The organism is Falsiroseomonas oryzae, assembly GCF_027856955.1.
GTDB lineage: Bacteria > Pseudomonadota > Alphaproteobacteria > Acetobacterales > Acetobacteraceae > Falsiroseomonas > Falsiroseomonas oryzae.
In genome coordinates, this window is sequence record NZ_JAPSMD010000007.1 from 17,057 (window position 1) to 40,232 (window position 23,176).

A 23,176-nucleotide genomic window follows, 5' to 3' on the forward strand; every position below is an offset into this window, starting at 1 on the left:
ACGCACGCCTGAGTGAGGACCGAAACGCGTCACGTCACGGGAGAGGACAAGACCGATGAAGACCGGATTTCCTGCACACGCGTCACTGCGACGCAGGTCGCTGCTGGCGGGAGCGGCCCTGGCCGCGGCGGCGCCGCTGCTCAGGGCCTCGCCGGCGAGCGCCCAGAGCGACCCGGCCGTGGTCGCCGCCGCAAGGCGGGAAGGCAGCGTGAGCCTCTACACGTCCGCCTCCACCGGTCCTTCCAACGCGATCGCCGAGGCGTTCCGGCGGAAATACGGGATCGCCGTCACGGTCTACCGCGCGGGCTCCGCCGACATCGCCACGCGTGTGCAGACCGAGGAATCCGCCAACCGGCCGCAGGCGGACGCCCTCATCATCGAGGAGCCGGCGCTCAGCCTGCTCCGCCCCTTCCTCGCCACCTACGACTCGCCTGAGCGCGCCGCCATCCCGGCCGACTACAAGGAGCCGATGTCGACGCTGATCCGGATGTACGTGGCGCAGATCGGCTGGAACACCAGGGCGGTGACCGCGGCCAACGCCCCCAAGGACTGGACCGACCTGCTCGAGCCGCGATGGAGGGGGCGATTCGGCTCGCTCGATCCCCGCGTCACGGCCACGACGCTCGCCTGGCAGGTGATGGTCAACAATCTTTACGGGCCGACCTTCCTGCAGCGCTTCGGCGCCAACCGGCCCAAGCTCTACGCGAGCACCAACGCCATGACGCAGGCCATCGTCTCCGGCGAGATCGACCTCGGCCTGACGAATTCCTTCGGCGTCATCCAGATGGCGGAGACCGGCGCGCCCATGGCCGGCGTCATCCCGAGGCACACGGTGCTCTTCGGCGGCAACGTGGCCGTCTTCGCCAGGGCGCCGCGGCCGAATGCGGCGCGGCTGTTCTGCGACTTCGCCTGCTCGGCGGAAGGCCAGACGGTCATCAACGTCGCCGGCGCCACCATACCCACCCATCCCCAGGCCTCTGCGCCGCAGGCCGGCAACCTGGCTGAGATGGGCCGCGTCCACACCTTCGTCCAGCCGAACTACGCGCAGCTCATCGCCGACACGCCCCGGCTCCTCGCGGAATGGGAGCGGCACGTCCGATGAGCATGGTCCGGCCGGCGGAGGCGAAGGGGCGACCCTTTCGCATCTCGCTCGGCCTGGACCATGCGGCCTTTGCCATGATCGCCGTCGCGACGGCGATCATGGTCAGCTATCCCGCCGTGCTTGTCCTGCTGCGGAGCATCTCGACCGAGGACATCGGCAGCCCGCTGACGCTCGACTGGATCCGCGCGCTGGTCGATTCGCGGCGAAGCCGCGAGGCGCTCGTCAACACGGCCATCTACACCGCCGGCTCCTCGGCGCTGGCGATGACGCTCGGGGTCGGCCTGTCGTTCCTGTCGACACGCACGGACATGCCCGGGGCGCGGCTGCTCGGGCTCCTCGCGATCCTGCCGATCCTGGTGCCGCCTTTCATCATGGTCGTGGGCTGGGTGGCGCTCGCCGACCCCAATGCCGGCCTCATCAACATCGCCGCGTCGATGCTGTTCGGCGGACGCACGGTGCTGGTCGACATCAACACCATGTCCGGCCTGATCTGGATGACGGGACTGTTCCTGTCGCCTTATGTCTATCTCCTCGTCGCCGCGGGCTTCCGGAACTGCGACCCCGCGATGGAGGAAGCCGCGCGCGTCGCGGGCGCGAGCCGGATCGGTCTGCTGCGTACCGTCATCCTGCCCCTGCAACGCCCTGCCCTGCTGGCGGCGCTGCTGCTTGTCGTGGTCATGAGCGCGGGCGACTTCGTCATCCCCTCCACGGTCGGCCTCAAGGCGCGCATCTACATGCTGCCGAGCCTCATCTGGCAGAACTCCAGCACCTTTCCCCCGCAGCCCGGCCTTGCCGCGGCGCAGTCGATGCTGCTCGTCGTCATCGGGCTCGTCTGCATCTTCTTCCAGCGCCGGGCGCTGCAGCGCGGCGGCCGGTACACGCTGCTCGGCGGCAAGGGCGCCGGCCTCACGACCTTCCCGCTCGGCCGGCTGCGCTATCCGCTGGCGGGGCTGGCCTTCGTCTTCGCCCTTTGCTCGTCGCTCCTGCCCATATTGTCGGTGAGCGCGATGGCGTTCATGCGCTTCTGGGCGCCCTATGCGATGAACCTGGAGAACCTCACGCTTCGCAACTTCCGCTACGTCCTGTTCGAGTATCCCCAGGTCTGGCCGTCGGCGCAGAACAGCCTGTTCCTGGCCGTGCTCGGCGCGACGCTCTGCGTCCTGCTCGCCATCGTCCTGGGCTGGTACATCGTCCGCATGCGGGGCCGCTTCGCGGGCCTGGTCGAGTACGCGATGGTGGTGCCGCTCGGCGTGCCGGGCATCGCGCTCGGCGTCGGCATCCTGAGTCTTTGGATCCTCGTGCCCGGTGGCATCTACGGGACGTTGTGGATCCTGCTGCTCGCATACATCACCGCGCATATTCCGGTGGCGCTGCAGTTCGTCGGCAGCGCGCTGCACCGCGTCCACACCGATCTCGAGGATGCATCGCGGATCTCCGGCCGCACGCTGGTGGGGACGCTTCGCCGCATCAATCTGCCGCTGATGCGCCCGGCGCTGATCGGGTCCTGGCTGCTGATCTATGTGGTCATCCTGCGGGAGGTCTCGCTGGTGATCCTGCTCTACAACCCGAGCACGATCGTGCTCCCTGTCGGGCTGATGGACATCTGGGGCAGCGGATTCTACCCCGAGCTGGCCGTCTATTCCCTTCTGCTGCTCGTGCTTGGCCTGGTCCCGGTCCTGCTGTTCGGCCGGTTCGCAAGGTTCACGGCGGACTGATGGAGATTGAGCGACCCGATGGCTGACCCGCAACAGAGACGATCCGCCGGCGATGCGAAGGCCGGCGAGACGAGCAGCGTGTCTGTCACCGGCCTGAGCAAGTCCTATGGCGGAGCGGGGTCCCTTCGCGCGCTCGACGACTTCACGCTCGAGTTCGGTGCCGGGCAGTGCACGGTGCTGCTCGGCCCGAGCGGGTGCGGCAAGACGACGGTGCTCCGCTCGATCGCCGGGCTGATCACCCCTGACAGTGGGCGCATCGCCATCGGGGGGACCGCGGTCTTCGACGCGGCGTTCGGCACCTGCGACCCGCCGGAGAAGCGCCGGCTCGGGATGGTGTTCCAGAGCTATGCGCTGTGGCCGCATCTCAGCGTGGCCGACAATGTCGGCTATCCCCTCGCTGCGTCGGGGATGCCGAAGGCGGAGATCCGTCCGCTGGTGGAGTCGATGCTCGAATGGGTCAGCCTCGGTGGCATGGGCGGCCGCTATGTGCACGAGCTCTCCGGCGGCCAGCAGCAGCGGGTGTCGCTCGCCCGTGCCGTGGTCGGCAATCCCCGCGCGATACTGTTCGACGAGCCGCTGTCGAACCTCGATGCGCGGCTTCGGGAACGCATGCGCCTCGAGCTGCTGGGCCTGCGCCAGCGGCGGCCCTTCACCTCGATCTACGTCACGCATGACCAGCTCGAGGCGATGACGCTCGGTGACCGGGTGGTCGTCATGCGCGCGGGGAAGATCGAGCAGGTCGGCTCGCCCGAGGATGTCTACAAGCGGCCGCGGACGCGCTTCGCCGCGGATTTCATGGGCATCCCCAACCTCATCGAGGGACGCCTGCGCGCGACCGGGCCGGATGGCTTCGTCGTGGACACGGTGCTCGGGCCGCTGCGCGCGCGCGGCTGGCGCACCGGCCGGACCGTCGGCGAGAGCTGCACCGTCGCGCTGCGCCCGACGCTGCTCGCCTGCTCGCCCGACATCGGCGCGGGAGCGCCGCTCGGGCGCGTGATCCGCAGCGTATTCCAGGGCACGAGCACGATCCACATGATCGACGTCGCCGGGACCACCATCACGATCGAGTCCTTCTCAGAGGAGCGGCATGGCGACGGGATGACGGTTCGCGTGACACCTGCCGAGGGCGCGGTCTTCGCGCTTCTCGACGACTGAGACCGGCCCTATCCGCCCTGCGTGTCGCCGGCCGGCGCCCGGGGGCGGATCGCCTTGAAGATCAGGGTGGCGGTCGCGACGACGCTGCCGCTGACCCGCAGTTTCGCCTCGACGAAGGTCATGGAGCCCGTGACCTTGACGATCTCGCCGCTGACCTCCACGAGTTCGCCGACCTGGACCGGCTTCAGGAAGGTCGTCGCCAGCTGGACGGTGACATGGCGCCGGCCGACGGTCTCGGTGACGAAGGTGCCAATCACCTCGTCGATCAGGGCCGTCATCGCCCCGCCATGCATCAGGCCGGCCTCGTTGCGATGCCCGTCATCGACGCGCAGCGCATAGAGCCAGCGGTCGCCCGCCCAACGCCGCTGGAGTGGTCCGAAGCGGTCCGTGAACCCGTTCGGCGAGGGCGCCACGTGCCACTCGTCAGCGGTCTCCGACATCGCCGGTGCTCTCCTCTGCACGCATCCATCTTCGACGGACGCTGCGAGCAGGGTGTCGGCGGCGTCAAGCGTGGTCACGCGCAGCCGCGGCCATACATTGACAGCGGCGAGACCCGAATTGGATAGTTTGCGCCTGCGTCGACAGGCATTCGACATCACGCCGCGGGACCGCCGACGCGCGCCGCACCATGCGGCGGGAAGAGCGCGCCATGCCAGACTTCATCCTCAGCGAGACGCGCTTCGCAGTCGCCGCCATCGCGCTGAACCGGCTGGAGGTGCTGAACGCCTGGCATGCCCCGATGCGCGACGCGCGGGTCGCGGCGCTTGACGCGGCCGAAGCGGACGAGGCGATCTGCGCCATCGTCATCACCGGCGCCGGCGAGCGCGCCTTCGTTGCCGGCCAGGACCTGACCGAGACGAAGGCCTTCGATCCCGATCGCGCCGAGTTCTGGATCGCGGCGTGGGAGCGGCGTTATGACCGCATCCGGTCGCTTTCCAAGCCTCTACGGACGCGGCGGAAGCCTAGCGCATCGGGCTGATCACCCGCATCGTGCCGAAGGAGCAGGTCATGCCCGCCGCGCTGGTGCTGGCGCAGGAGCTCGCTGCCAGGCCGCCAGTCGCCGTGCGGCTCAACAAGGCGCGGTTCCGCGAGGTGACGCAAGCAGGGTTCCGCGATTGCCTCGCGGCCGGCTTCCGCAGCCAGCGGGAAAGCTATGCAACCGGCGAGCACGCTCGGATGATGGAGCAGTTCCTCGCAGCGCGTACGGCGCGCAAGCCAGGCGACTGAAGGCTCGCCCGTGCGGGTCGCCGTGATCCGCGCCGATGGCGGCAGATCGGGCGGTGCGTTCGCGGGAGCGCGACCCCGTCACGCGTTCGGGCATCATGACGGTGCGAGCGGCCATGCCGGTTCGACAGCGACGTCGTCGGGGTGACGCGGCGGCGCATGGCAGCGGGTGCGCGGAGGGCAGCGACAGGCGCCTCCGAACCGCCGAACTGCTGGCGTCCAACGCCGAAAGTTGCGCCATACCGTTCTGGGTCCGCCAGATGGCCCAGCAGTTCGGGATCGTTCTGACCCCTCATGTCCTCGCAGGGTGCGATGATCCGCCGTGGACTATCGTGGCTTCGGAGCAGAGCTGATCCGCAGCAGGGCGCCGGGGCGACGCTCCGACGGAGGGCGCGCGCTATCCGCGCCGGTGCTCCAGGAAGAACCGCAGCATGGCGCGGGACGCGTCGGGCCCGCGCGGGTCGGTGTAGGACCCGCTCGCGCTGCCGCCCGACCAGGCATGGCCTCCGCCATGGACGAGCCATTGCTCGAGCAGAACGCGTCCCTCATTATCCTTGTGCAGCGTGCGGCTCCAGGCGTGGCCGCCCGGCTCCTGGCCGCGCTGCTGCTCGCTCTTCAGGCTGCCTGCGCCCGACTGGGCGATGACCTGGTCGCCGTTGACCGGATGCACGGTGGTGTCGCGGTCGGCATGGAAGACGATCGTCGGCACGATCCGCCCGTCGCGCAAGCCAGGGGCCGGACCGCCCTGGCGCATCGCAGCGAAGGCCGAGGGCATATCGCGCGCCACGCCACAGGCCAGGCCCGAATGGACGCCGACCGCCGCGTAGAGCTCCGGATAGGCCATCCCCATGATCGCTGCCTTCGCGCCGCCCGCCGACAGCCCGGCGACATAGACGCGCCGCGGATCCGCGCCATGCGCCCGGATGACCTGCCGCGTGATGCCCGCGATCAATGAGGGCTCGCCCGCATCGCGCTGCTGGTCGGTCGGGTTGAACCAGTTCCAGCACCGCTGCGCGTTGGCCGATTGCGACTGTGCAGGATAGGCGACCAGCAGCCCATGCTCCTCGGCCAGCGCGTTCATCCGCGTGCCTGCGGCGAAGTCGTCCGGCGACTGCGTGCAGCCATGCAGCATCACGACCAGCGGTGGCGCCGCACCGGCGGCCAGGCGCGCCGGGATGTAGAGCTTGTAGCTGCGGCGCCCTGCCTCGCCGGCGAAGCTTTCCGGCACGAAGCGCGCACCTTCCGGCAGAGGCTCCGGTGCGGATGCCGGATCGTGGCGCGTCCTGCCGCCCGGCGCGGGCCGCGCCGTCTTCTTACCCAGGCGGCCCACCAGGCTGCGCAGCCGCTCCTTCACGCTTTCCCTCGGCGTGGCCGTGGTGCCCGCCTCCTCCGGCGCGGCGCGGGACGCCACCGGCGCGCCTGTCGCTGGATCAACATCAATGACCCGCCGACCGGGCGCCGCTGCATGCGTTGCTTCGGGCGGCGGCGGCGCAGACCTGCCCTGGAGCGCACGCTGGAGCAGGGCCGTCGCCTCCGCCAGCCGGCCCTCCCGGGTGAGGCGCGTGGCCTCCGTCATGGCAGCGGCGGAAAACGGCTTCATGGAGTGGCCTTTCAATGCAGGAACAGGTCGTGAAGCGCTCGGCAGACCGGGCGGCCGCGCGGACGGAGAGGAAATCGGATCGGCTGGGATTCGTCGTCGCCCCAGGCGGGAGGGCGGCTGTGCAGGGTGCAGTCTGTCAGCGCGTGCGGTCAGCGAGGGCGGCCTTCACTGCGGCACTCGCCTGGAGTGCCCCAAGCACTGTGATCGAGGCGATCGTCGCCCGGGCGAGCTCGGGCGCGACATCCGAGGCGATGCTCGCGAGGCCGAGCACCCTAATGTCGAGCATCCTTCCGCTTGCACGCACGGCCTCGAGATCCCCGCGGCTGTAGTGCCGCAGGCCGACATCGAGGCTCTTGCGCGTCATGGATTGCCGCGCCGCGTCGGCGTGGCGCTCGACCTGGTTGCGGATGGCCGTCCGGATGAAGTCCGTCCGGTTCCCGTAGAAGCCCTCCTGCACCAGCAGGTCGATGTGGCCAAGGTCCACGTAGCCCAGGTTGATGGTGATCTTTTCGCTGTCCCCGCCCTTCGGCCGGAGTTCGTGCACACTCGCGGCCATCCTGCAAACTCCAATACCATCCGCCTGGATGGCATATGGATGGCACAGCGACCCCGGAAAGGATGCCGACAGCTTCGTGATCGGATTCTGGCCAGCGCTGCTCGTGCATTTGCCGCGCGGCGCCGGAAGCCTACCAGCGTGCTCCGTCACGCCACGCCGCGTCCTGACCGCCAGCCGGATCCTGCGTGGTGCACGCCGTGTCGCATAGGGACGACGAGCCCAGCAGGCGGATCACGTCGGCCGCCAGGATGATGGAGGGGATCGGCTCCGCCTCCCTGTCCTGCTGATGCCTGCTGACGACGCGCGCCTTGGCGACCAGGCCCTGAATGGTCGTCGGTGTCGTGGCCAGGATCGCGTCCAGCATCGCCCGATAGTCTTGCGCCCCACGGCTCAGCTCCAGGTAGCCGGCATCTACGTCCCTGGACCAGTCAAGCCCGTCGAGGCGGTCACCCTCCCTCGTGCGCGCGTCAGCGCATCTGAAGAACTCGGCGCAAAGCCTGATCAGGTGCCCATCCGCACCTTCCCGGGACGCCCCCCGCAAGCGCTCCGCCCCGGAGGTCCTGTCACTCTCCGCAACCATCACGCGATCTTCCCCAAAATCGCAGGGCTGACCGTGCGGCAACGTCGAAGCGGCGGTCAAGTCCAGGCGCGGTCAGCACGGTTGCCGATCTGCCAAGGATGGAGCGCAGCCCGCCTAGACGCCCTGAGGAACGGCGGAAAAGGCGGTGGCCAACCGCCAGCAGCAGGAGGACGAGAGCGGTGACGGCGCCTGCCGCCCAGGATGCCTCGCTCTCGCTTGGCCCAGAACCGCCACGGTTTCAGGCCGCCGGACAGTCGAGCGCGCTCGGTGCACGCGATGGTGCTCCGGCGCACGCTGTTAATGCCGTCGGTGCATCACGATGTCCTGCAGACAGGAGCATGCGGTGCACCTCGCCCCACAAACGCCGCGGTCACGCGCTGAGCCGCGATCCTCGCGGCTGAATGATCGTGGAACACTCGTCTTATCAAGCCCAACAACGCTGACGGGATTGCCGACCGCTGCCGCCGAGGAGCGGAGCGACGACGAGGGCATGCCTGAGCACACGGCCAAGCACGTGACTCGGTCCGATTAGCCGCGGATCGCCAGGCGCGAGTGAGCCCGCGCCGGTCCGGTACGCGGGCCGGTGGACAGCCGACCATACCGCCCCCCTCTTGAGACAGGAGACAGCGATGGCCAAGGGCCAGAAGCGGAAGAACCGAGAGGCGAAGAAGCCAAAGCAACCGAAGGCCAAGCCCGTCGCAGTCGTATCACCGTTCGCGGCGGCTCGGATGCAGGCTGCGCCTGGACCTCCGAAGAAGGGATAGCCGCACCCGCACGGGTTGGATCGTCGGCTCTGGGAGAGCGCAGAACTGAACCAACTGCCGCATCAACCCTGTCCCCGCGACGCGAACGCAGACGGGCGCCCCCCCGCCCCGCCAGCGAGGTCATGGAGCGCATGGCGGTTCGATGACGCCCGAAGGCCGGTCACGCTGCCTCCGCATGGAGATGACAATGCAGATCCACACAAGACGTCCATATCTGACGCACTTCAACGACTTTGTGTCGGGGAATCGCTTCCGCCTGGTCATGGCTCTATGCCTCTTGGCACTCGCGATCATGCTGGGAGTGATCCACGTCACAATCGGCCTCGGCCCGATCTAGGCTGCGCGAACTGCGTTGTAGGAGTTCGTCGAGGGCACAGGCCACCTCCGGCACTGACCCCATGTTCCCTTGGGGAGCGGGATGAAGGGCGTGCTGGAGTGGTGTGGTCCAACGGGTGCGATAGCGTCGTGCGGACAACGAACGACCGGTCGGCTAGAGGTGATGGAGGTCCAGGAGTCCAGCGGACAGCGCGATCCAACCGACAGCGAGAGGAACGCAGTCGATGGGGACCAATGATGCGCGCAGCCTTCAGGGCGGGCGATGGGTGGAGCCCGCATCCGCAGGACCACGGCCGCTATTCTCGCTCACCCTCGACGACCTGCAAGCAGAGCGGGTCGACCGGGATCGGCGCAGCGAGCCCGCCGCAGGCAGTCGCGCTGCTGGTGGCTGAGCTGCTTGGCGTGGCCCTGGTGTTCAACACCGGCTCGTCGCCTATGGCGCGCGCCATGCGCAAGCTCCCCCTCGATGGAATCCTTTATGCCCGGGTGATCGGCGCTCCTATTGCGCACACGACGCAGCAGCTGGCTGCGATGAGGGCGTCCCCGGACACGCCAACTCGTGCGACGCGGCACCGCCGCGCTCGCACTATGCTTCGTCGCTGCCGCTGACCGACGGCGACCAGTTTCGCTGCCGTCTTTCGAGGCGCGCCTCGGTAGTCTCTCCCTCGAAGTCGGTCGCCGCCTCGATCAGATCAGACCGCTCGACGCCGTCGAACGTGCTCGCGTTGACCACCGCGTAGCGGCTGCCGTCGATGCTGCAGATGACCGCCGGCATGGCGACGCAGCCGAGGCAGACGTGGAAGTCGGCGGTCCTTGTGCCGAAGCGGTAGCGCAGCAGGCGGACTTCGTCCGCGACCTCGATCGCCACCGGGCCTTCTGGGTGAGAGGTCCAGATTGCACCGTGCTTCCTGCACATGGTGCAGCCGCAGGCGCGGACCGGGATGGCCCCGGGTGAGCCCGGCCAGTCGACTGTGAAGCAGAGATTTCCGCAGGGGCAGCTGCCCTGGATCCGTCGCGTCGGTCGGGCGTCCGGCATGCTCGTCGTCCTCCCTCAATGGCCGGGCTTCGCGGTGCGCAATGTTGCTGTCCCCCGCCGCCCTTGAACTGTCCAGCGACGCGGCTGCCCGCCGCCAACGGCGTGCCCACGAGGCGATGGTCAGCCCTTGCCGGCGCCGGGCGACGATCTGTCCCGAATGGGCGAGGTGCATGGAGCCGACCATCCTCGCCTGGGCACTTGCGCAGCCCAGTGGCAGCCGCGCCGCTGCGCTTGCTGCGGCCTATACCGGCGGCGTCACGCGCGTGACCTTCGACGGGCGCACCGTGGCATACCGCGGCCTGCATGAGCTGGGCCGTGCGCTGGCCGTGCTACGCGGTGCGGAGACTGCGGCCGCGCGCGCCGTCAGTCCGTCACGCTGGCCAGCTTCTCGCGGGAGAGAAGCGGGTGACCCGACGCCTTCGCGATGCCTGGCAGGTGCTGCGCGACTATGACGCGGCGCAGGACGGCGGTGCCTCCGCACGGGCGCCGTCCGGCGGCAGTGCGGAGGCCGAGGTCGGCATGGCGGCGGCGACAGTCGCGCGCCGCGCCCGCGACGCGGTTCGGACCGATTCTAACGCCAGCCGCATCGTCGATCTCTTGACCGGCAACGCGGTGGGCGCCGGCTTCACGAAGCGCTGGCCGGGCCAGCGCCATGCCGATGCTTGGCGGCGCTGGGCCGAGAGTCCGGCCTGCGGCGCCGAGGGTCGGCTCGGCCTCGACGTGCTGCACTCCCACCGCAGACACCGTCCCTGCCACCTGCGGGACTTCTCCCGGCGCGTGCGGCGCGGCTGGCCCGCCGCCCGGCGCCGTGCGGTCGAGATGTCCGAGCCAGGGATGATCCTGTATCGCCGCGACATTGGCAGCGTGCAGGTGGTGAACCAGCCTTCGCCGAGCAATCTGCTGCGCGAACGTCGCTATCGTCGAGAGAGACAGCACCGCTTGCGTTGCCGCCAGCGATGCTCGCGCTCATACTGCTGCTGCTTGCACACTGCCGGTGGCGCGCGAACTCGACGCTTCGGCCGGGCCGCCGCCGAGCCACCGGGTCAGGCGTCAGCAGGCGGCCGGACGCCGCGACGATTCTCCCAGACATCGGGCTGAACCAGATGTGGCGGCCGGCGTCCTGCCAGCACATCCAGGATCTGCTCCGCGCATTGCAGCGCCGTCTCGCGCATCGCCTCCTCCGTCACGCCGCCGATATGCGGGGCCAGGACGGAGTTGGGGGCGTTGATCAGTGGCTCATTGGCCGGCGCGGGCTCCACCTTGAACACGTCCTGCGCGGCGCCGGCGATGGTGCCCCGGTGCAGCGCCTCGGCCAGCGCCTCGGTGTCCACCAGCTCGCCGCGCGCCGTGTTCACCAGGAAGGCCGTCGGCTTCATACGCGACAGCGCCGTGCCGTCGATCATGTTCCGCGTATCCGGCCGCAGCGGCCGATGCAGGGAGACGACGTCCGCCTCCGCCAACAGCGCATCCAGCGTCTGCGCACGTTCGGCCCCCGCCTCGGCCAGCGCGGCATCCGGCGTGCCGGGCGAGAAGACCAGAAGGCGCATGCCGAAGCCGTGCCGCGCGATCGCCCCCGTCATCCGGCCGATGGTGCCGAAGCCCGCCAGGCCCATGACCTTGCCGTGCAGCTCCGTCATCCGCGCGTCGTAGCGCAGCGACCAGTCGCAGCCGCGCACCGCGGCGTCGGCCGGGATCACCTTGCGGGCCAGGGCGAGCGTCAGGGCGATGGCGTGCTCCGCCACGCTGCGCGCATTGGCGGTGGGGGTGAAGACGGTCGGGATGCCCAGCGCGGCGGCGTGCTTCAGGTCGATCTTGTTGGTGCCCACGCCGTGGTTCGCGATGACCTGCAGCGACGGCGTCGCATCCATCGCCGCCGCGTCCAGCCCGGCATTGCGGGTGATGACCGCGACGCAGCCCGGCATCTCCCGCGCCACGGTCGCCATGTCGTGCGCGCTTGCGATGCGCGGGGTCACGCCGCCCTCGCGCAGCCTGTCGAGGCCGGCGGGATGGATGGGCTGGACGATGAAGCATTCGGGCATCAGTGTGCGGGTCCCATGCAGGTGAACGGTCTGAAGTCACGCCTCGCGGCCGGCGATACGGCGCTGGTCGCGACCTTGCAACTGGCCCGCAGCGGCGACTCCGCCCGGGTCTTCGCGCGGGCGGGGTACGACGCGCTGGTGCTCGATGCCGAGCACAACCTCATCGGACCGGATGCGATGGGCGAGATCCTGCTCGCCGCGCTGGATGCCGGGATTGCGCCGCTGGTGCGGCTGCCGGATGCCGCACCTGGTCCCATCGGCCAGGCGCTCTCGGCCGGCGCGCTCGGCGTGGTGATTCCGCGCGTGGAGACGGCGGACCTTGCCGAGGCCGTGGCGCGTGCCGCCGCCTTCGCGCCCCGGGGCCGCCGCCCCCTGCCGCCGGTCTTCCCGCATTTCCGCCGCGTCCCGACCGCGCAGGCCGAGGCCGTCGCTTCGCTGGCGGCAGAGACGCTGGTCGTCGTCATCATCGAGACGCGGCAGGCCGTCGCGAACGCCGCCGCGATCGCCGCGGTGGAGGGCGTGGACGTGCTGTTCCTCGGCGCGTCCGACCTCAGCGCCGATCTCGGCCGGCCGGGCGCCAAGGACGACCCGGCGCTGTGGGACGCTGCAGCGGCCGTCGCCGCAGCCTGCCGCGCGGCCGGCAAGGTGCCCGGCATGGGCGGCATCGTGGAGGACGCCCATTTCGCGCGTGCCAGGGCGCTCGGCATGCGGTGGATCTCGGCGGCGCATGACGCGACGCTGCTGCAGGCGGCGGCGACGGAGCGGGCGAAGCGGTTGCGGGCGCTGTAGCCGCGCCGTCGGCAGTCCGACCCGCCCGGCCTCCACCCCGACCCTCCCCCGCAGGCGGGGGAAGGAGAGGCGGGGTTCAGCCTCAGGCCGCCTTCGCCGTGGCCGGCAGCGCGAAGCTGTCCATGGTAATGGGCGACAGGCACTCGCTCAGCAGTCGGCCATGCCCTTCGATCCGGTCGGGCAGGCCGAGCAGCCGCAGGCAGGCCCAGAAGCAGGCCTGGTTGCTGGTGACCACCGGCTTGCCCGTGTCCGCCTCGATCTGCGCGATGACGTCGATGGTCGCGAGGTTGGTGCAGGAGACGAAGATCGTGTCCGCCTCCGGCCGGTTGCAGGCCATGGCCATGCGGTAGATGTGCTCGGGCGGCACACGGCCGATGCCACGCCGCTCCTCCTGCGTCTCGCCCAGCCGCAGCCCGTGCAGGGACGCGACCTGGAAGCCGTAGTCCTGCAGGAAGCGCCGCTCGCTCTCGTTCACGAAGTCCACATAGGGCGTCGCGACCGCCACGCATTTGCTGCCCAGCGCGCGCAGCGCGGCCACGACCGCGCCGGCCGTGGCGACCGCCGGCACCTTGGTGCGCTGCTGCAGGTCCTGCACGATGTCCTGCAGCGAGCAGACGATGGAGCCGGAGGTGCAGCCATAGGCGACGACGTCCACCTCGGCCGTCGCCAGGTCGTCGGCGGCGACCTTCACCGCCTCCGCCATCCTGAAGTAGCTCTCCTCGGTCGCCTTGCCGAGCAGCGTGGCGCGGCCGGTGTGGATGGTCACGCCCTTCGGCGCCAGGCGCCAGAATTCCGGCTCGTTGATCGTGTTGGTGGAGGGCACGATCAGCCCGATCTTCGCCCGCCAGCCATAGGGGCGGTAGTCGGCGACGGCTTTCATCGCTTGCGTCTCCTCTCTGGGTTCAGGCGCGCTGCGCGAGCTTCTTCAGCCCGGACGCCGCGCCGCTGAAGGTGTTGAACAGCACGGCGGCGTCGTTGGCGAAGGGCATCCAGCGGATGCCGCGCGCCAGCCACTTCTCCGCCGACTGCATGTCCTGGCAGGAGAACCCCCAGGGGATCCCCTTCTCGGTGCAGACGGCGATCACCCGCTCGGTCGCCGCCTGCATCTTCGGGTCGGCCAGCAGCCCCGGCACGCCGAGGTCCTGGCTGAGGTCGTCCGGCCCGATCATCACCGCGTCCAGCCCGTCCACCGCGCAGATCTCCGGCAGCGCGTCCAGGCCGCGCTGGGTCTCGATCATCGCCACGGTGACGCTGCCCGCGTTGATCCGCGCGATCTGCTCCGCCGGGTCGGGCAGCCGGAGGTAGTCGGTGTGCGGGCCGCGCAGATTGAGGATGCGCTCGCCGCGCGGATGGTACTTGGTGGCGACGATCACCCGCTCCAGCACCTCCGGCCCCGTCACGTTCGGCAGCAGCAGCCCCTGCGCGCCGGCATCCAGCGCGCGGGTGAGATCGTGCGGCGAAAGCACGCCGGGCGGGCGCACGATCGGCGCGATCCCGGCCTCCCGCGCCATCAGCGCCAGTGTCGAGACGTCGCGGATGGTGAAGTCGGTGTGCTCCATCTCAAGGATCACGAAATCGAGGCCGCAGGCGGCCAGCAGCTTCATGAAGCGCGGGTGGTTGACCAGCGTGCACCACGTGCCGAAGGCGGGCTTGCCCTCGGCCCAGAGCGCCTTCAGCGGATTGGGGCGCATCGGCTCAGCCGCCGAGCTGCACGCGGGCGAAGCGTGTCGCCGCGTCCACGCCGAAGGCCAGCGCGTTCTCCCACACCACCCGGCCCTTGTCGGCCGTTGCCGCCGTCGGGTCGCCCTGGATGCCGGAGGGCGAGTAGTCGGAGATGTCCGAGAACAGCATGATCGACGACTTGCCGATGCCGACCTTGCCTGAGGACATGGTGCGCATCCCCTCGGTGAAGTCCTTCAGCGGGCCGGGTGCCTTCGCGCGGTCCATGAAGACCAGTTCCGGCGAGATGTGCAGCGCGACGGAGGTCACCATCTCCCCGCCATGGCCGGTCGGCGCCTGCTTCGCGGTCCACTCCACGCCGCCGACGTCGCGCATGACGGAGAAGATGTCGATGACCGCGCCGGCCGCGCCGTGCTCGGTGCGCAGGAAGCGGCAGACGCTCTCGAGCGGCCCGAGGCTGCCGGCATGGATGTTGACGAAGAAGAAGTGCCTGAAGCCCTGCCCGGCCAGTCCGTCGCAGACCTGCGCGATGTAGTCCTCGATGGTCGCCATCTCGGCCGAGCAGGTGCCGGGATAGTCGAGGAACATGTGCGAGTAGTTGAACGGGATGATCGGCGTCACGGCGAAGCCCGCGCGCTTGCCGAGCTCGGTCGCGTACTGCTCGCACATGCGCAGCTCCGTGCCCATGGCGAGGTGCGGCCCGTAGCATTCCTGCGCGCCGACCGGCACCAGGATGGTGTCCTTCTCCTTCAGATAGGCGGCGACGTCGGCATAGGGGACTTGGTCGATACGCATGGTCTGTGTCTCACTGGTTCCAGGGCCGGACGCGCCAGAGCGCCCGGTGGGTCGCATCCGCCTCGCGCAGGAAGGCAACGTAGTCGGCGGAGTTGAGGTAGCGCAGCGGCTGGAAGGCGCGTTCGCTGGTGGTGCGGAACTCGGGGTTGGCGACCACGCGCTCCACCGCGGCGGACAGCCGCGCGACGACCTCGGCCGGCAGGTTGCGCGGCCCGCCGACGCCGCGCAGGCTGCCGCCGCGCAGGTCGTAGCCGGCCTCCTTCAGCGTCGGGACATCGGGCGCCATCGGGTGGCGCTCCGCCGACATCACGCCGAGCGTGCGCCAGGGCTGTTGCCGCGCGAAGGTCAGCGCCTCGCCGAGATTGGCCGTGCTCACCGCGATCTCGCGGCGCAGCAGCGCGACGGCCGAGGGCGCGGCGCCGGCATAGACCACCGGCTCGAAGCGCACGCCCGCCGCCTCCTCAAGCAGCAGCATGGAGATGTGGCCGGCGGAGCCGACGCCCTGTGTGCCGACGGTGACGCGCCCCGGCTCGCGCCGCGCCGCCGCGACCAGGTCGGCGATGGACCGGATCGGGCTGTCGGGGTGGACCGAGAAGGTGCCAGGATCCTCCACCACGCCGGCGATGAAGGTGAAGCTGTCCATCGTCCAGCCCGGGTTGCGCTCAATCGGGATGGTGACGATGCCGGGCGTGTTGATGATGCCGAGTGTGTAGCCGTCCGGCGCGCTGCCGGCGACGGCGGCAAGGCCGATCGCGCCGCCAGCGCCAGCGCGGTTCTGCACGACGAAGGGCTGGCCCAGCTCGCGTTCCAGATACTGCGCCATGACGCGGGCGGAGATGTCGGTCCCGCCGCCGGCGGCGAAGGGCACGATCAGCGTGACGGGCCGTTCCGGCCAGGCGGCGCGGGCGAGGCGGGGCGCGGCAAGCGTCGCGAGGGCGGCGCCGAGAAGGGCGCGACGGGTGGCGGTCATCGGTCCGGTCATCCTCAGCGGTTCCACGGCGTGGCGGCCCAGAGCGCACGGAGCTCCGCCTCCATGCCGCGCAGCAGCGCCTCGTATTCGGCGCCCTTGACGTAGCGGATAGCCTGCGTCGCCTGCGCCATGGCGGCGCGATACTCGGGATCGGCCATCACCGCGTCGAGCGCGCGGGTGATCTCCGCGATCGTCTCCGGCGGCGTGCCTCGCGGCGCGCCGAGACCGCGCAGCGATCCGGTCTGCACGGGAATGCCAGCTTCCGCGAAGGTCGGCAGCTCAGGCGCCGCCTCGAGCCGGGCGGGCGCCATCACGCCGAGGATGCGCCATTGCCCGCCGCCCTGGGCGAAGCCGATCGCCTCGCCGAAATTCGCCGTTGCCACCTCGATCTGCCGGCCGAGCAGCGCGTTCGCCACCTGCGCCGAGCCGCCGAAGGGCACATGCGTGCCCTCGACGCCGGCGCTGCGGCCGACGAGCAGCATGGCGATGTGGCCTGCCGAGCCGACGCCGGCGGTGCCGTAGGTGACGCGGCCGGGCTGGCGGCGCATCGCCTCCGTCAGCTCCGCGATGCTGCGGATGGGGTTGGAGGCGTGGACCGAGAGCGTGCCGGGATCGTCCACCAGGTTCGCGATCAGCGCGAAGCTGTCGAGGCGGAAGCGCGCCTGGCGCTCGATCGGGATGGTCAGCACGTTCGGCGTGTTCAGGATGACCAGCGTATGGCCGTCCGGCGGGGCTTCCGCCACCGCGGCCATGCCGATCTCGCCGCCCGCGCCGGCGCGGTTCTGCACCACGACAGGGCGACCACTGGTGTGGCGCTCGAGAAAACGGCCGAGCAGGCGCGCGGTGACATCGGTGCCGCCACCCGCGGCGAAGGGCACCACGATCTGCACGGGGCGTTCGGGCCAGGCCGCACGGGCCGTCGCCGCGGGAAGCAGCACGAGGGAAGCGATGGCGGCCAGCGCCGCGAGGCAGGATCGTCGCATGAAGGCGTTCCTCGTCCCTGGTGTCCGGCCGTGCTGCCGAGCGTTCCCTGCCGCATCCGCTCTGCCGGCGGGTGGGACAGCACCGGCCCCGCGTCCCGCTAGGGCGGGTCTGCGGAATTCCAGTGCCGCGGCGGCATGTCTGTGGCATACCACCGGCACGCCGACTCTGTCCATCCAATCTCCCGACCAGGGGCCCAGGCCGATCCCGCCCACCACGCCCGCCCTCGACGACACCGCATCCGGCCCGAAGGGCTTGGCCGAGACGGTCCACGCCCAGCTCCTCGAGATGCTGGAGAGCCGGCGGCTGCCCGCCGACGCCACGATCGCGGAGCGGCGGCTCGCGCTCGAACTCGGCGTCTCGCGCACGCCGCTGCGCGAGGCGCTGCGCCGGCTGGAGGGCGAAGGCTGGCTCGGCCGCCGCAGCGACGGCACGCTCGCGGTGCGGCGCCTGGACGTCGAGGAGATGCTGGAGGTGCTGCAGGTGCGCCGCCTGCTGGAGCCGGAGGCGGCGGCCGCCGCCGCCGGCCGCGTGCCGGCGACGGTGCTGGATGCGCTGTGCGATCGCGTGAAGCGGCTGCTCGCTTCGGGCGATCCGCTAAGCCCGGAACGCGCCGCGATCGACCAGGCGCTGCACCGCGCCATCGGCGAGGCGTGCGGCAACCGCGTGCTCGCCGCCGCCATCGCGGAGCTGCGCCGGCGCAGCGTTCTGTTCGCCACGCGCCGCCTGCCGGAGCGGCTGGAACCGGTATGCGCCGAGCACCTGGCGATCCTGGATGCGCTCGGTGCGGACCAGGCCGGCGCGGCGCGCGCGGCAATGGCCGCGCATCTGGAGAACACGCGCGCCGGCATCCTGCGCCGGCTCGGCGGCGGTTAGGGCGGGGGAAGACATGCTCCAGGACAAGCTGGTCGTCGCGCTGGGCGCGGCGCTCTACGAGGTGGAGCGTCCTTGGGGGGTGGACGGCGCCGCCTTCCGCGGCGGCCGCGTGACCGACGTCGCGGTGGACGACGCCGATCGCGTGCATGTGCTGGTGCGCTACGACCGCTACGTCGATCCGCCGGGCCTGCCGGTGTTGGTGGTGCTGTCGCCGGCGGGCGAGGTGCTACGCAGCCTGGTCGTGCCGGAGGTGAGCGATGGGCACGGCGTGACCATCGGTCCCCGCGGCGAGATCCTGCTGGCCGACCGCGACCGCCACGAGATCCGCGTGCTGGATGCGGAAGGACGCACGCGGCTGGTGCTGGGCGAGCGCAACCGGCCGGGCCGCCCGTTCAGCCACCCGACCAATGCGGCGATCCACCCCTCCGGCGACATCTTCGTCACCGACGGCTACGGACATTCCCAGGTCCATCGTTTCGCCGCGGATGGCACGCATCTGCGCAGCTGGGGCACGCCCGGCGCCAGTCCGGGCGAGTTCACCACGCCGCACGACCTCGCCTTTGGTCTGTCGGGCGAGGTCATCGTCTGTGACCGCGAGAACAACCGCATCCAGGCCTTCGACACCGAAGGCCGCTTTCTGTGGCAGGTCGCCGACCTGTTCCATCCCATGGGCATCGTGGTGGAGCCGGATGGCTGCATCCTGGTCAGCGACCAGATCCCGCGCCTCTCGCGCATCGCGCCGGATGGCCGCCTGGTCGGGCGCTGCCGCGCGGTGCTGAATGCGGGCCACGGCCTGGCACGCGACGCGGCGGGGCGCATCTACCTGGCCGAGATCCGCGACAACCGCGTCACCCGCCTGGTCCCGAAGGGCTGAGCCGCGCCATGCACGACCTGGTGATCCGCAACGGCACGGTGGTGACGGCCGCCGACATCTTTGCCGCCGACATCGGCGTGGATGGCGGGATCGTCACCGCGCTCGCCCCACGCCTGTCGGGCCGGACCGAGATCGAGGCCCGCGGGAGGCTCGTCATTCCCGGTGGCGTGGACAGCCATTGCCATGCCGAGCAGCGGATGAGCGGGGGCGTTGTAAACGCCGACGACCTCTTCACCGCTACGCGCTCCGCGGCCTGCGGCGGCACCACCACCGTCATCTGCTTCGCGCTGCAGCCGCGGGAGGGGCGCTTCGCCGACATCGTGCCGGAATACGCGCAGCGCGCGACGCGCTGCGCGGTGGACTACGCCTTCCACCTGTGGCTGCGGAACCCGAGCGAGCAGGTGCTGGCCGAGGAGCTGCCGGCCCTGATCGCGGCAGGTCATCGCTCCGTCAAGGTGTTCATGACGGGCAAGGCGAACTGGCTCGACGACCTGGCGCTGCTGCGGGTCCTCGCGGTCGCACGCGAGCATGGCGCGCTGGTGACGGTGCATGCCGAGAACTGGGGCATCCACCAGTTCATGGCGGAGCGCCTTGCCGCCGGCGGCTTCCGCCACCCGAAGTTCCATGCCGTGCTGAAGCCCGCGATCGGCGAGCGCGAGGCAGTGCACCGCATCGCGTCCTTTGCCGAGCTGCTCGACACGCCCATCCAGGTCTTCCACGTCAGCGCGCCCGAGGCGGCGGCGGAGATCGAGGCCGCGCAGCGCCGTGGCGCGCGGGTGCACGGCGAGACCTGCGTGCAGTATCTCGCGCTGTCCGCCGCCGACCTGAACCGGCCGGGCTTCGAGGCGGCGAAATGGGTCTTCGGCCCCGCCCCGCGCGGCAGCGCGGATCGCCACGCGCTGTGGGACTACCTGAAGCGCGGCGTGCTGGACGTCGTCACCTCCGACCATGCGCCCGTCAACTTTGACGCGGCCGACGGCAAGAAGCGCTGGGGCGAGGATGCGCCCCTGGACCAGATCCCGAACGGCATCCCGGGCGTCGAGACGCGGCTGTCGATCCTGTGGTCGGAGGGCGTCGCGCCGGGGCGCATCACGCCATGCGAGTTCGTGGCGCTCTCCTCCACCAACGCCGCGCGCACCTTCGGGCTCTATCCGCGCAAGGGCACCATCGCGATCGGCTCGGATGCCGACCTCGTCGTCTGGGATCCGGGACGCACCGATCGCGTGACCAATGCAGCGCTGCACCACGCCGTGGACTACACCCCCTATGAGGGCATGGTGCTGACCGGCTGGGCGGAGACGACGCTGCTGCGTGGCGAGGTCGTGCACCACAAGGGCCGCTATCTCGGCCGCGAAGGGCAAGGGCAGTGGCTGCCCCGCGCGGCGTATGACTGGCTGCGGCCGGCCGGCCGCTTTCCCTCGGGCTACGATCCCTTCGGCCAGCGCGTCACGCATCCCGACCTGCAGTGACGCCGCATCCCGCAGCACGCCCCGCCTTGGCGCTCGGCCATCCGCCCCTCCCCCCGGCAACCTTCGCCGCCCGCCGCGCAGCGGCACTCGCCCATCTACGCAGTCACGGGATCGACGCGCTCGTGGTCGCCAGCCACGGCCTCGGTCTCGGCGCCGACACGACGGCGCTCGGCTATGCGCGCTATCTCTGCGACTGGGATGGCGGGCCGACGCCCTCGCTGCTGCTGGCCGCGCCGAACGCCGCGCCAGTGCTGCTCGTCGCCTACCACACGCTGATGCGCAAGGCGCAGCAGATGACGGACATCGCCGACATTCGCGCCGTGGGCCCCGCGCGCTACGGCGCGCTGGCCGCCGGCTGGCTCGCCGGGCGCGGGGCGAAGCGCATCGGCATCGTCGGCCGCGCCGAGATGCCGCTCGGCGTCTGGATGCCGCTCGCCGAAGGGCTGCCCGGCGCCGGTTGGGTGGATGTCGAGGGCCTGCTCGACGGGTTCCGCGTCGCGAAGGATGCCGAGCAGCTCGCCATCCATCGCGCCGGGGCGGCGATCTGCGACGCGATGTTCGCCGAGCTGGCCCGCCACGCCCGCGCCGGCGTGCCAATGTTCGTGCTGAAGGCGCGCATGGAGCAGGTGGCGCGGGAGGCCGGCTGCGACTTCGTCAACACCTGGATATCGGGCGGGCGGCGTGCCGACTACTGCCGCTACTTCGCCGCCGAATGCGGCCATGTCCCGCGGGAGGGCGACCAGCTTCTGGCGGGCGTCGCGGTCACGCTGCACGGCCACTGGGCCCATGCCGTGCGCAGCGGCCATCTCGGCGAGCCCCCGGCAGCGCAGCGCGCCTTCCACGACCTGGCGCGGGAGATCCACGCCGCAAGCCTCGCCGCGCTGCAGCCCGGCTGCGACCTGTGGGAGGTGCACGACGCCGCGGTCGCGACGCTCGAGCGCGCCTGGCCCGACTGGCGCGCGCGGGGCATGACATTCTCCCGCGCCGGGCACGGCCTCGGCCTTTCCTACTACGACCCCGTCGCGACGACTGCCTTCCCGGTCTCCTATACCGAGCAGGTCCCGCCCCCCGGCGCGCGCCCGCGTATCGAGGCGCGTCCCGGCATGGTGCTGGAGTTGCACCCGATCATGTTCGACCCCGAATTCGGTGGCGCCGCGCTCGGCGACATGGTGCTGGTGACGGAGACGGGCACGGAGTTGCTCACACACGCCCCGCGAGAGCTCGCAATCTACTGACCGAACTCAGACGCCACGTAGGATGCGCGAAGCCGTCACAAAGTCGCGCCAGCAGGCTGCCATCGCCCGAGCGCGCACCAGCGGGGCGAAGCGCGGCCACAGGATCAGAGCCAGCACCAGCACCACCATCCCGAAGCCTGGCCCGACCGCCGCCGCCAGCAGCGGTGCGCTGGGAATGGAGGGGAAAGCGCGGTGAGCTTTCTCTCGTGACATCCGGTGCGGGATCCGGTCAGCCCGGTGCTGCCGGCCCGAGCCACGCAGGAAGGTGCCTGTCAGGGCAGTGCCGCGATCACTGCTGTCGCGGGACATCGAGGCGCCGAGCAAGACTGCCGTTGCGGCGTTGCGCACCGCACAATAGGCTTCTCCACGCGGACAGGCTCGTTCCGCCGGAACCGACAACACGCCGAAGGAGCGCTCAGCCATGCTGTCACGGCGCCTGCTGCTCTCGACTGCCGCGGCCGGCCTCGCCCAGACGGCAACGGGCCAGGAACGGTTTCCGTCGCGCCCGCTGCGGATGATCCTTCCGGTCAGCGTGGGCGGCCTGACGGACGCGGTGGGCCGCATCCTCGCAGAACAGCTCGGAGGCACGCTGGGCCGCGTTGTCGTGCCGGAGAACGTCGTCGGAGCCGGCAGCACGATCGGCGCCCTCGCGCTGCTGCGCGCGCCGGCGGACGGCTACACGCTCATGGTCGCGACCAACAACCATCCGGTCATGCACGAGCTGTATCCCAACTTCCCGCACGACCCGGTGACGGCCTTCGCACCCATCGCGCTCGCCGCGCGGCAGTCCTTCCTGCTCGCCGTCCACACCGACGTGCCGGCACGGGACGTGCCCGAGCTGCTGGCCTGGCTGCGCCGGCAGGGCAGCTCGGTGAACTATGGCGCGGGAACGCCCGGGACGACGAACGCCATGGCCGGCGAGCTGCTCAAGATCGCCATGGGCCTGGACTTCACGATCGTGCCGTATCGCGCTTCCGCGGCGGCCGTGCAGGATCTCGCGGCGGGTCGCCTGCAGATGACGATCGAGACTCCCACCATGCTCCGGCCGCTGGTCGAGGCGGGCCGCGTTCGCGCGCTGGCCGTCAGCGCCGCCGTGCGGTCGCCGGATTGGCCCGACCTGCCGACCCTGCAGGAGGCCGGCGTGCCGGGTTACGAGGTCACTGCCTGGCAGGTCCTCCTCGCCCGTCCGGACATTCCCGCGGAAGCGTTGGCGACCCTGCGGGCGGCGGCCCGAACCGCGCTGGCGGATCCGGTCACGGTGGACCGGCTGCGCCGCATCGGCGTGGAAACCTGGCCGGACACGTCGCCCGAGGCGGCGCTGGCCCATCTGCGGGCAGAGGTGGCGCGCTGGGCACCGGTGGCAGCCAGGATCCGTTGACGGCACAGGCGGCCTGCCACGC

Annotated in this window: 25 protein-coding genes; 13 read left to right on the forward strand and 12 right to left on the reverse strand. The window is 70.8% G+C overall.

Annotation, left to right across the window (positions count from 1 at the left end; translation table 11 throughout):
- Positions 1 to 208 precede the first annotated feature (208 nt).
- The 3 genes from OZN99_RS02035 to OZN99_RS02045 all read left to right on the forward strand — a co-directional run bounded on the left by OZN99_RS02035 (position 209) and on the right by OZN99_RS02045 (position 3,972).
- Complete coding sequence (locus OZN99_RS02035) at positions 209 to 1,102, forward strand: ABC transporter substrate-binding protein (protein WP_270933497.1); 894 nt, start codon at positions 209 to 211, stop codon at positions 1,100 to 1,102.
- On the forward strand, positions 1,099 to 2,817 hold the full coding sequence (locus OZN99_RS02040; RefSeq protein ID WP_270933498.1) for an ABC transporter permease: 1,719 nt from the start codon (positions 1,099 to 1,101) through the stop codon (positions 2,815 to 2,817). Before OZN99_RS02035 ends, OZN99_RS02040 begins: the two co-directional genes overlap by 4 nt.
- A gap of 78 nt (positions 2,818 to 2,895) precedes the next feature.
- On the forward strand, positions 2,896 to 3,972 hold the full coding sequence (locus tag OZN99_RS02045) for an ABC transporter ATP-binding protein (protein WP_270933499.1): 1,077 nt from the start codon (positions 2,896 to 2,898) through the stop codon (positions 3,970 to 3,972).
- Positions 3,973 to 3,980: 8 nt separating this feature from the next.
- Here OZN99_RS02045 and OZN99_RS02050 read toward each other — a convergent pair whose 3' ends face one another.
- Positions 3,981 to 4,412 (reverse strand): PaaI family thioesterase, encoded by a 432-nt coding sequence (locus tag OZN99_RS02050; protein ID WP_270933500.1) that lies wholly within the window; start codon positions 4,410 to 4,412, stop codon positions 3,981 to 3,983.
- A 209-nt stretch (positions 4,413 to 4,621) separates the two neighbouring features.
- On the opposite strand from OZN99_RS02050, the gene OZN99_RS02055 reads away from it, so the two are divergent.
- Together OZN99_RS02055 and OZN99_RS02060 are read left to right on the forward strand one after the other, a co-directional pair.
- Positions 4,622 to 4,951 (forward strand): enoyl-CoA hydratase/isomerase family protein, encoded by a 330-nt coding sequence (locus tag OZN99_RS02055; protein WP_270933501.1) that lies wholly within the window; start codon positions 4,622 to 4,624, stop codon positions 4,949 to 4,951.
- 29 nt (positions 4,952 to 4,980) lie between these two features.
- Positions 4,981 to 5,199 carry a Clp protease/crotonase-like domain-containing protein gene (locus tag OZN99_RS02060; RefSeq protein ID WP_270933502.1) on the forward strand — a complete coding sequence of 73 codons (219 nt, stop codon included), beginning with the start codon at positions 4,981 to 4,983 and terminating at the stop codon, positions 5,197 to 5,199.
- 394 nt (positions 5,200 to 5,593) lie between these two features.
- On the opposite strand, the gene OZN99_RS02065 is transcribed toward OZN99_RS02060, so the two are convergent.
- The 4 genes from OZN99_RS02065 to OZN99_RS02080 all read right to left on the reverse strand — a co-directional run bounded on the left by OZN99_RS02065 (position 5,594) and on the right by OZN99_RS02080 (position 9,900).
- Positions 5,594 to 6,607 carry an extracellular catalytic domain type 1 short-chain-length polyhydroxyalkanoate depolymerase gene (locus OZN99_RS02065; RefSeq protein WP_408611800.1) on the reverse strand — a complete coding sequence of 338 codons (1,014 nt, stop codon included), beginning with the start codon at positions 6,605 to 6,607 and terminating at the stop codon, positions 5,594 to 5,596.
- Positions 6,608 to 6,932: 325 nt separating this feature from the next.
- Complete coding sequence (locus OZN99_RS02070) at positions 6,933 to 7,352, reverse strand: CopG family transcriptional regulator (RefSeq protein ID WP_270933504.1); 420 nt, start codon at positions 7,350 to 7,352, stop codon at positions 6,933 to 6,935.
- 130 nt (positions 7,353 to 7,482) lie between these two features.
- Complete coding sequence (locus OZN99_RS02075; protein ID WP_270933505.1) at positions 7,483 to 7,716, reverse strand: hypothetical protein; 234 nt, start codon at positions 7,714 to 7,716, stop codon at positions 7,483 to 7,485.
- A 1,902-nt stretch (positions 7,717 to 9,618) separates the two neighbouring features.
- A complete protein-coding gene (locus tag OZN99_RS02080; protein WP_270933506.1) occupies positions 9,619 to 9,900 on the reverse strand; it encodes a hypothetical protein in 282 nt (93 codons plus the stop codon).
- A 338-nt stretch (positions 9,901 to 10,238) separates the two neighbouring features.
- Between OZN99_RS02080 and OZN99_RS33480 the strand changes: the two genes are divergently transcribed.
- Both OZN99_RS33480 and OZN99_RS02085 read left to right on the forward strand, forming a co-directional pair.
- The gene (locus OZN99_RS33480) at positions 10,239 to 10,520 is read left to right on the forward strand and encodes a phage head-tail joining protein (RefSeq protein WP_408611801.1); all 282 of its coding nucleotides are present in this window, start codon (positions 10,239 to 10,241) and stop codon (positions 10,518 to 10,520) included.
- On the forward strand, positions 10,474 to 11,166 hold the full coding sequence (locus tag OZN99_RS02085) for a phage portal protein (RefSeq protein ID WP_270933507.1): 693 nt from the start codon (positions 10,474 to 10,476) through the stop codon (positions 11,164 to 11,166). Before OZN99_RS33480 ends, OZN99_RS02085 begins: the two co-directional genes overlap by 47 nt.
- Here OZN99_RS02085 and OZN99_RS02090 read toward each other — a convergent pair.
- Positions 11,112 to 12,107, reverse strand: a complete 996-nt coding sequence (locus OZN99_RS02090) for a hydroxyacid dehydrogenase (RefSeq protein ID WP_270933508.1) — start codon at positions 12,105 to 12,107, stop codon at positions 11,112 to 11,114. The genes OZN99_RS02085 and OZN99_RS02090 overlap by 55 nt on opposite strands.
- 15 nt (positions 12,108 to 12,122) lie before the next feature.
- On the opposite strand from OZN99_RS02090, the gene OZN99_RS02095 reads away from it, so the two are divergent.
- Complete coding sequence (locus OZN99_RS02095) at positions 12,123 to 12,896, forward strand: aldolase/citrate lyase family protein (protein WP_270933509.1); 774 nt, start codon at positions 12,123 to 12,125, stop codon at positions 12,894 to 12,896.
- Between the two features lie 82 nt (positions 12,897 to 12,978).
- Here OZN99_RS02095 and OZN99_RS02100 read toward each other — a convergent pair whose 3' ends face one another.
- Genes OZN99_RS02100 through OZN99_RS02120 form a run of 5 tightly spaced genes read right to left on the reverse strand, consistent with a single transcriptional unit; the run spans position 12,979 to position 17,324 of the window.
- On the reverse strand, positions 12,979 to 13,776 hold the full coding sequence (locus OZN99_RS02100) for a maleate cis-trans isomerase family protein (RefSeq protein WP_270933510.1): 798 nt from the start codon (positions 13,774 to 13,776) through the stop codon (positions 12,979 to 12,981).
- Positions 13,777 to 13,798: 22 nt separating this feature from the next.
- Positions 13,799 to 14,587, reverse strand: coding sequence for an HpcH/HpaI aldolase family protein (locus OZN99_RS02105; protein WP_270933511.1), 789 nt, complete (start codon positions 14,585 to 14,587; stop codon positions 13,799 to 13,801).
- Positions 14,588 to 14,591: 4 nt separating this feature from the next.
- Entirely contained in the window at positions 14,592 to 15,371 is a 780-nt protein-coding gene (locus OZN99_RS02110) for a creatininase family protein (protein ID WP_270933512.1), read from the reverse strand.
- A gap of 10 nt (positions 15,372 to 15,381) precedes the next feature.
- Positions 15,382 to 16,341 carry a tripartite tricarboxylate transporter substrate binding protein gene (locus OZN99_RS02115; protein WP_270933513.1) on the reverse strand — a complete coding sequence of 320 codons (960 nt, stop codon included), beginning with the start codon at positions 16,339 to 16,341 and terminating at the stop codon, positions 15,382 to 15,384.
- Positions 16,342 to 16,355: 14 nt separating this feature from the next.
- Positions 16,356 to 17,324 (reverse strand): tripartite tricarboxylate transporter substrate binding protein, encoded by a 969-nt coding sequence (locus tag OZN99_RS02120; protein ID WP_270933514.1) that lies wholly within the window; start codon positions 17,322 to 17,324, stop codon positions 16,356 to 16,358.
- Positions 17,325 to 17,577: 253 nt separating this feature from the next.
- On the opposite strand from OZN99_RS02120, the gene OZN99_RS02125 reads away from it, so the two are divergent.
- From OZN99_RS02125 to OZN99_RS02140, 4 genes are read left to right on the forward strand one after another with little or no spacing between them, the layout of a single operon-like run.
- On the forward strand, positions 17,578 to 18,198 hold the full coding sequence (locus OZN99_RS02125; protein WP_270933515.1) for a GntR family transcriptional regulator: 621 nt from the start codon (positions 17,578 to 17,580) through the stop codon (positions 18,196 to 18,198).
- A gap of 13 nt (positions 18,199 to 18,211) precedes the next feature.
- Positions 18,212 to 19,072: an NHL repeat-containing protein gene (locus OZN99_RS02130; protein WP_270933516.1), complete on the forward strand. Its 861-nt coding sequence runs from the start codon at positions 18,212 to 18,214 to the stop codon at positions 19,070 to 19,072.
- 8 nt (positions 19,073 to 19,080) lie between these two features.
- Complete coding sequence (gene hydA / locus OZN99_RS02135; RefSeq protein WP_270933517.1) at positions 19,081 to 20,541, forward strand: dihydropyrimidinase; 1,461 nt, start codon at positions 19,081 to 19,083, stop codon at positions 20,539 to 20,541.
- Positions 20,538 to 21,776, forward strand: a complete 1,239-nt coding sequence (locus OZN99_RS02140; RefSeq protein ID WP_270933518.1) for a M24 family metallopeptidase — start codon at positions 20,538 to 20,540, stop codon at positions 21,774 to 21,776. Before hydA ends, OZN99_RS02140 begins: the two co-directional genes overlap by 4 nt.
- A gap of 6 nt (positions 21,777 to 21,782) precedes the next feature.
- Here the strand turns inward: OZN99_RS02140 and OZN99_RS02145 are convergent, their stop codons facing one another.
- Positions 21,783 to 22,199 (reverse strand): hypothetical protein, encoded by a 417-nt coding sequence (locus OZN99_RS02145; RefSeq protein WP_270933519.1) that lies wholly within the window; start codon positions 22,197 to 22,199, stop codon positions 21,783 to 21,785.
- On the opposite strand from OZN99_RS02145, the gene OZN99_RS02150 reads away from it, so the two are divergent.
- The gene (locus OZN99_RS02150) at positions 22,198 to 23,154 is read left to right on the forward strand and encodes a Bug family tripartite tricarboxylate transporter substrate binding protein (protein ID WP_270933520.1); all 957 of its coding nucleotides are present in this window, start codon (positions 22,198 to 22,200) and stop codon (positions 23,152 to 23,154) included. The two genes, OZN99_RS02145 and OZN99_RS02150, sit on opposite strands and share 2 nt — an antisense overlap.
- The last annotated feature ends 22 nt before the right edge of the window (positions 23,155 to 23,176 follow it).

Bases quoted from the DNA above. Each gene is read 5' to 3' on its own strand.
- OZN99_RS02040 (WP_270933498.1), top strand. From the start codon at position 1,099: ATGAGCATGGTCCGGCCGGCGGAGGCGAAGGGGCGACCCTTTCGCATC.
- OZN99_RS02050 (WP_270933500.1), bottom strand. From the start codon at position 4,412: ATGTCGGAGACCGCTGACGAGTGGCACGTGGCGCCCTCGCCGAACGGG.
- OZN99_RS02055 (WP_270933501.1), top strand. From the start codon at position 4,622: ATGCCAGACTTCATCCTCAGCGAGACGCGCTTCGCAGTCGCCGCCATC.
- OZN99_RS02060 (WP_270933502.1), top strand. From the start codon at position 4,981: ATGCCCGCCGCGCTGGTGCTGGCGCAGGAGCTCGCTGCCAGGCCGCCA.
- OZN99_RS02070 (WP_270933504.1), bottom strand. From the start codon at position 7,352: ATGGCCGCGAGTGTGCACGAACTCCGGCCGAAGGGCGGGGACAGCGAA.
- OZN99_RS02075 (WP_270933505.1), bottom strand. From the start codon at position 7,716: ATGCTGGACGCGATCCTGGCCACGACACCGACGACCATTCAGGGCCTG.
- OZN99_RS33480 (WP_408611801.1), top strand. From the start codon at position 10,239: ATGGAGCCGACCATCCTCGCCTGGGCACTTGCGCAGCCCAGTGGCAGC.
- OZN99_RS02090 (WP_270933508.1), bottom strand. From the start codon at position 12,107: ATGCCCGAATGCTTCATCGTCCAGCCCATCCATCCCGCCGGCCTCGAC.
- OZN99_RS02095 (WP_270933509.1), top strand. From the start codon at position 12,123: ATGCAGGTGAACGGTCTGAAGTCACGCCTCGCGGCCGGCGATACGGCG.
- OZN99_RS02100 (WP_270933510.1), bottom strand. From the start codon at position 13,776: ATGAAAGCCGTCGCCGACTACCGCCCCTATGGCTGGCGGGCGAAGATC.
- OZN99_RS02105 (WP_270933511.1), bottom strand. From the start codon at position 14,587: ATGCGCCCCAATCCGCTGAAGGCGCTCTGGGCCGAGGGCAAGCCCGCC.
- OZN99_RS02110 (WP_270933512.1), bottom strand. From the start codon at position 15,371: ATGCGTATCGACCAAGTCCCCTATGCCGACGTCGCCGCCTATCTGAAG.
- OZN99_RS02115 (WP_270933513.1), bottom strand. From the start codon at position 16,341: ATGACCGCCACCCGTCGCGCCCTTCTCGGCGCCGCCCTCGCGACGCTT.
- OZN99_RS02120 (WP_270933514.1), bottom strand. From the start codon at position 17,324: ATGCGACGATCCTGCCTCGCGGCGCTGGCCGCCATCGCTTCCCTCGTG.
- OZN99_RS02130 (WP_270933516.1), top strand. From the start codon at position 18,212: ATGCTCCAGGACAAGCTGGTCGTCGCGCTGGGCGCGGCGCTCTACGAG.
- hydA (WP_270933517.1), top strand. From the start codon at position 19,081: ATGCACGACCTGGTGATCCGCAACGGCACGGTGGTGACGGCCGCCGAC.
- OZN99_RS02150 (WP_270933520.1), top strand. From the start codon at position 22,198: ATGCTGTCACGGCGCCTGCTGCTCTCGACTGCCGCGGCCGGCCTCGCC.
- OZN99_RS02145 (WP_270933519.1), bottom strand. From the start codon at position 22,199: ATGGCTGAGCGCTCCTTCGGCGTGTTGTCGGTTCCGGCGGAACGAGCC.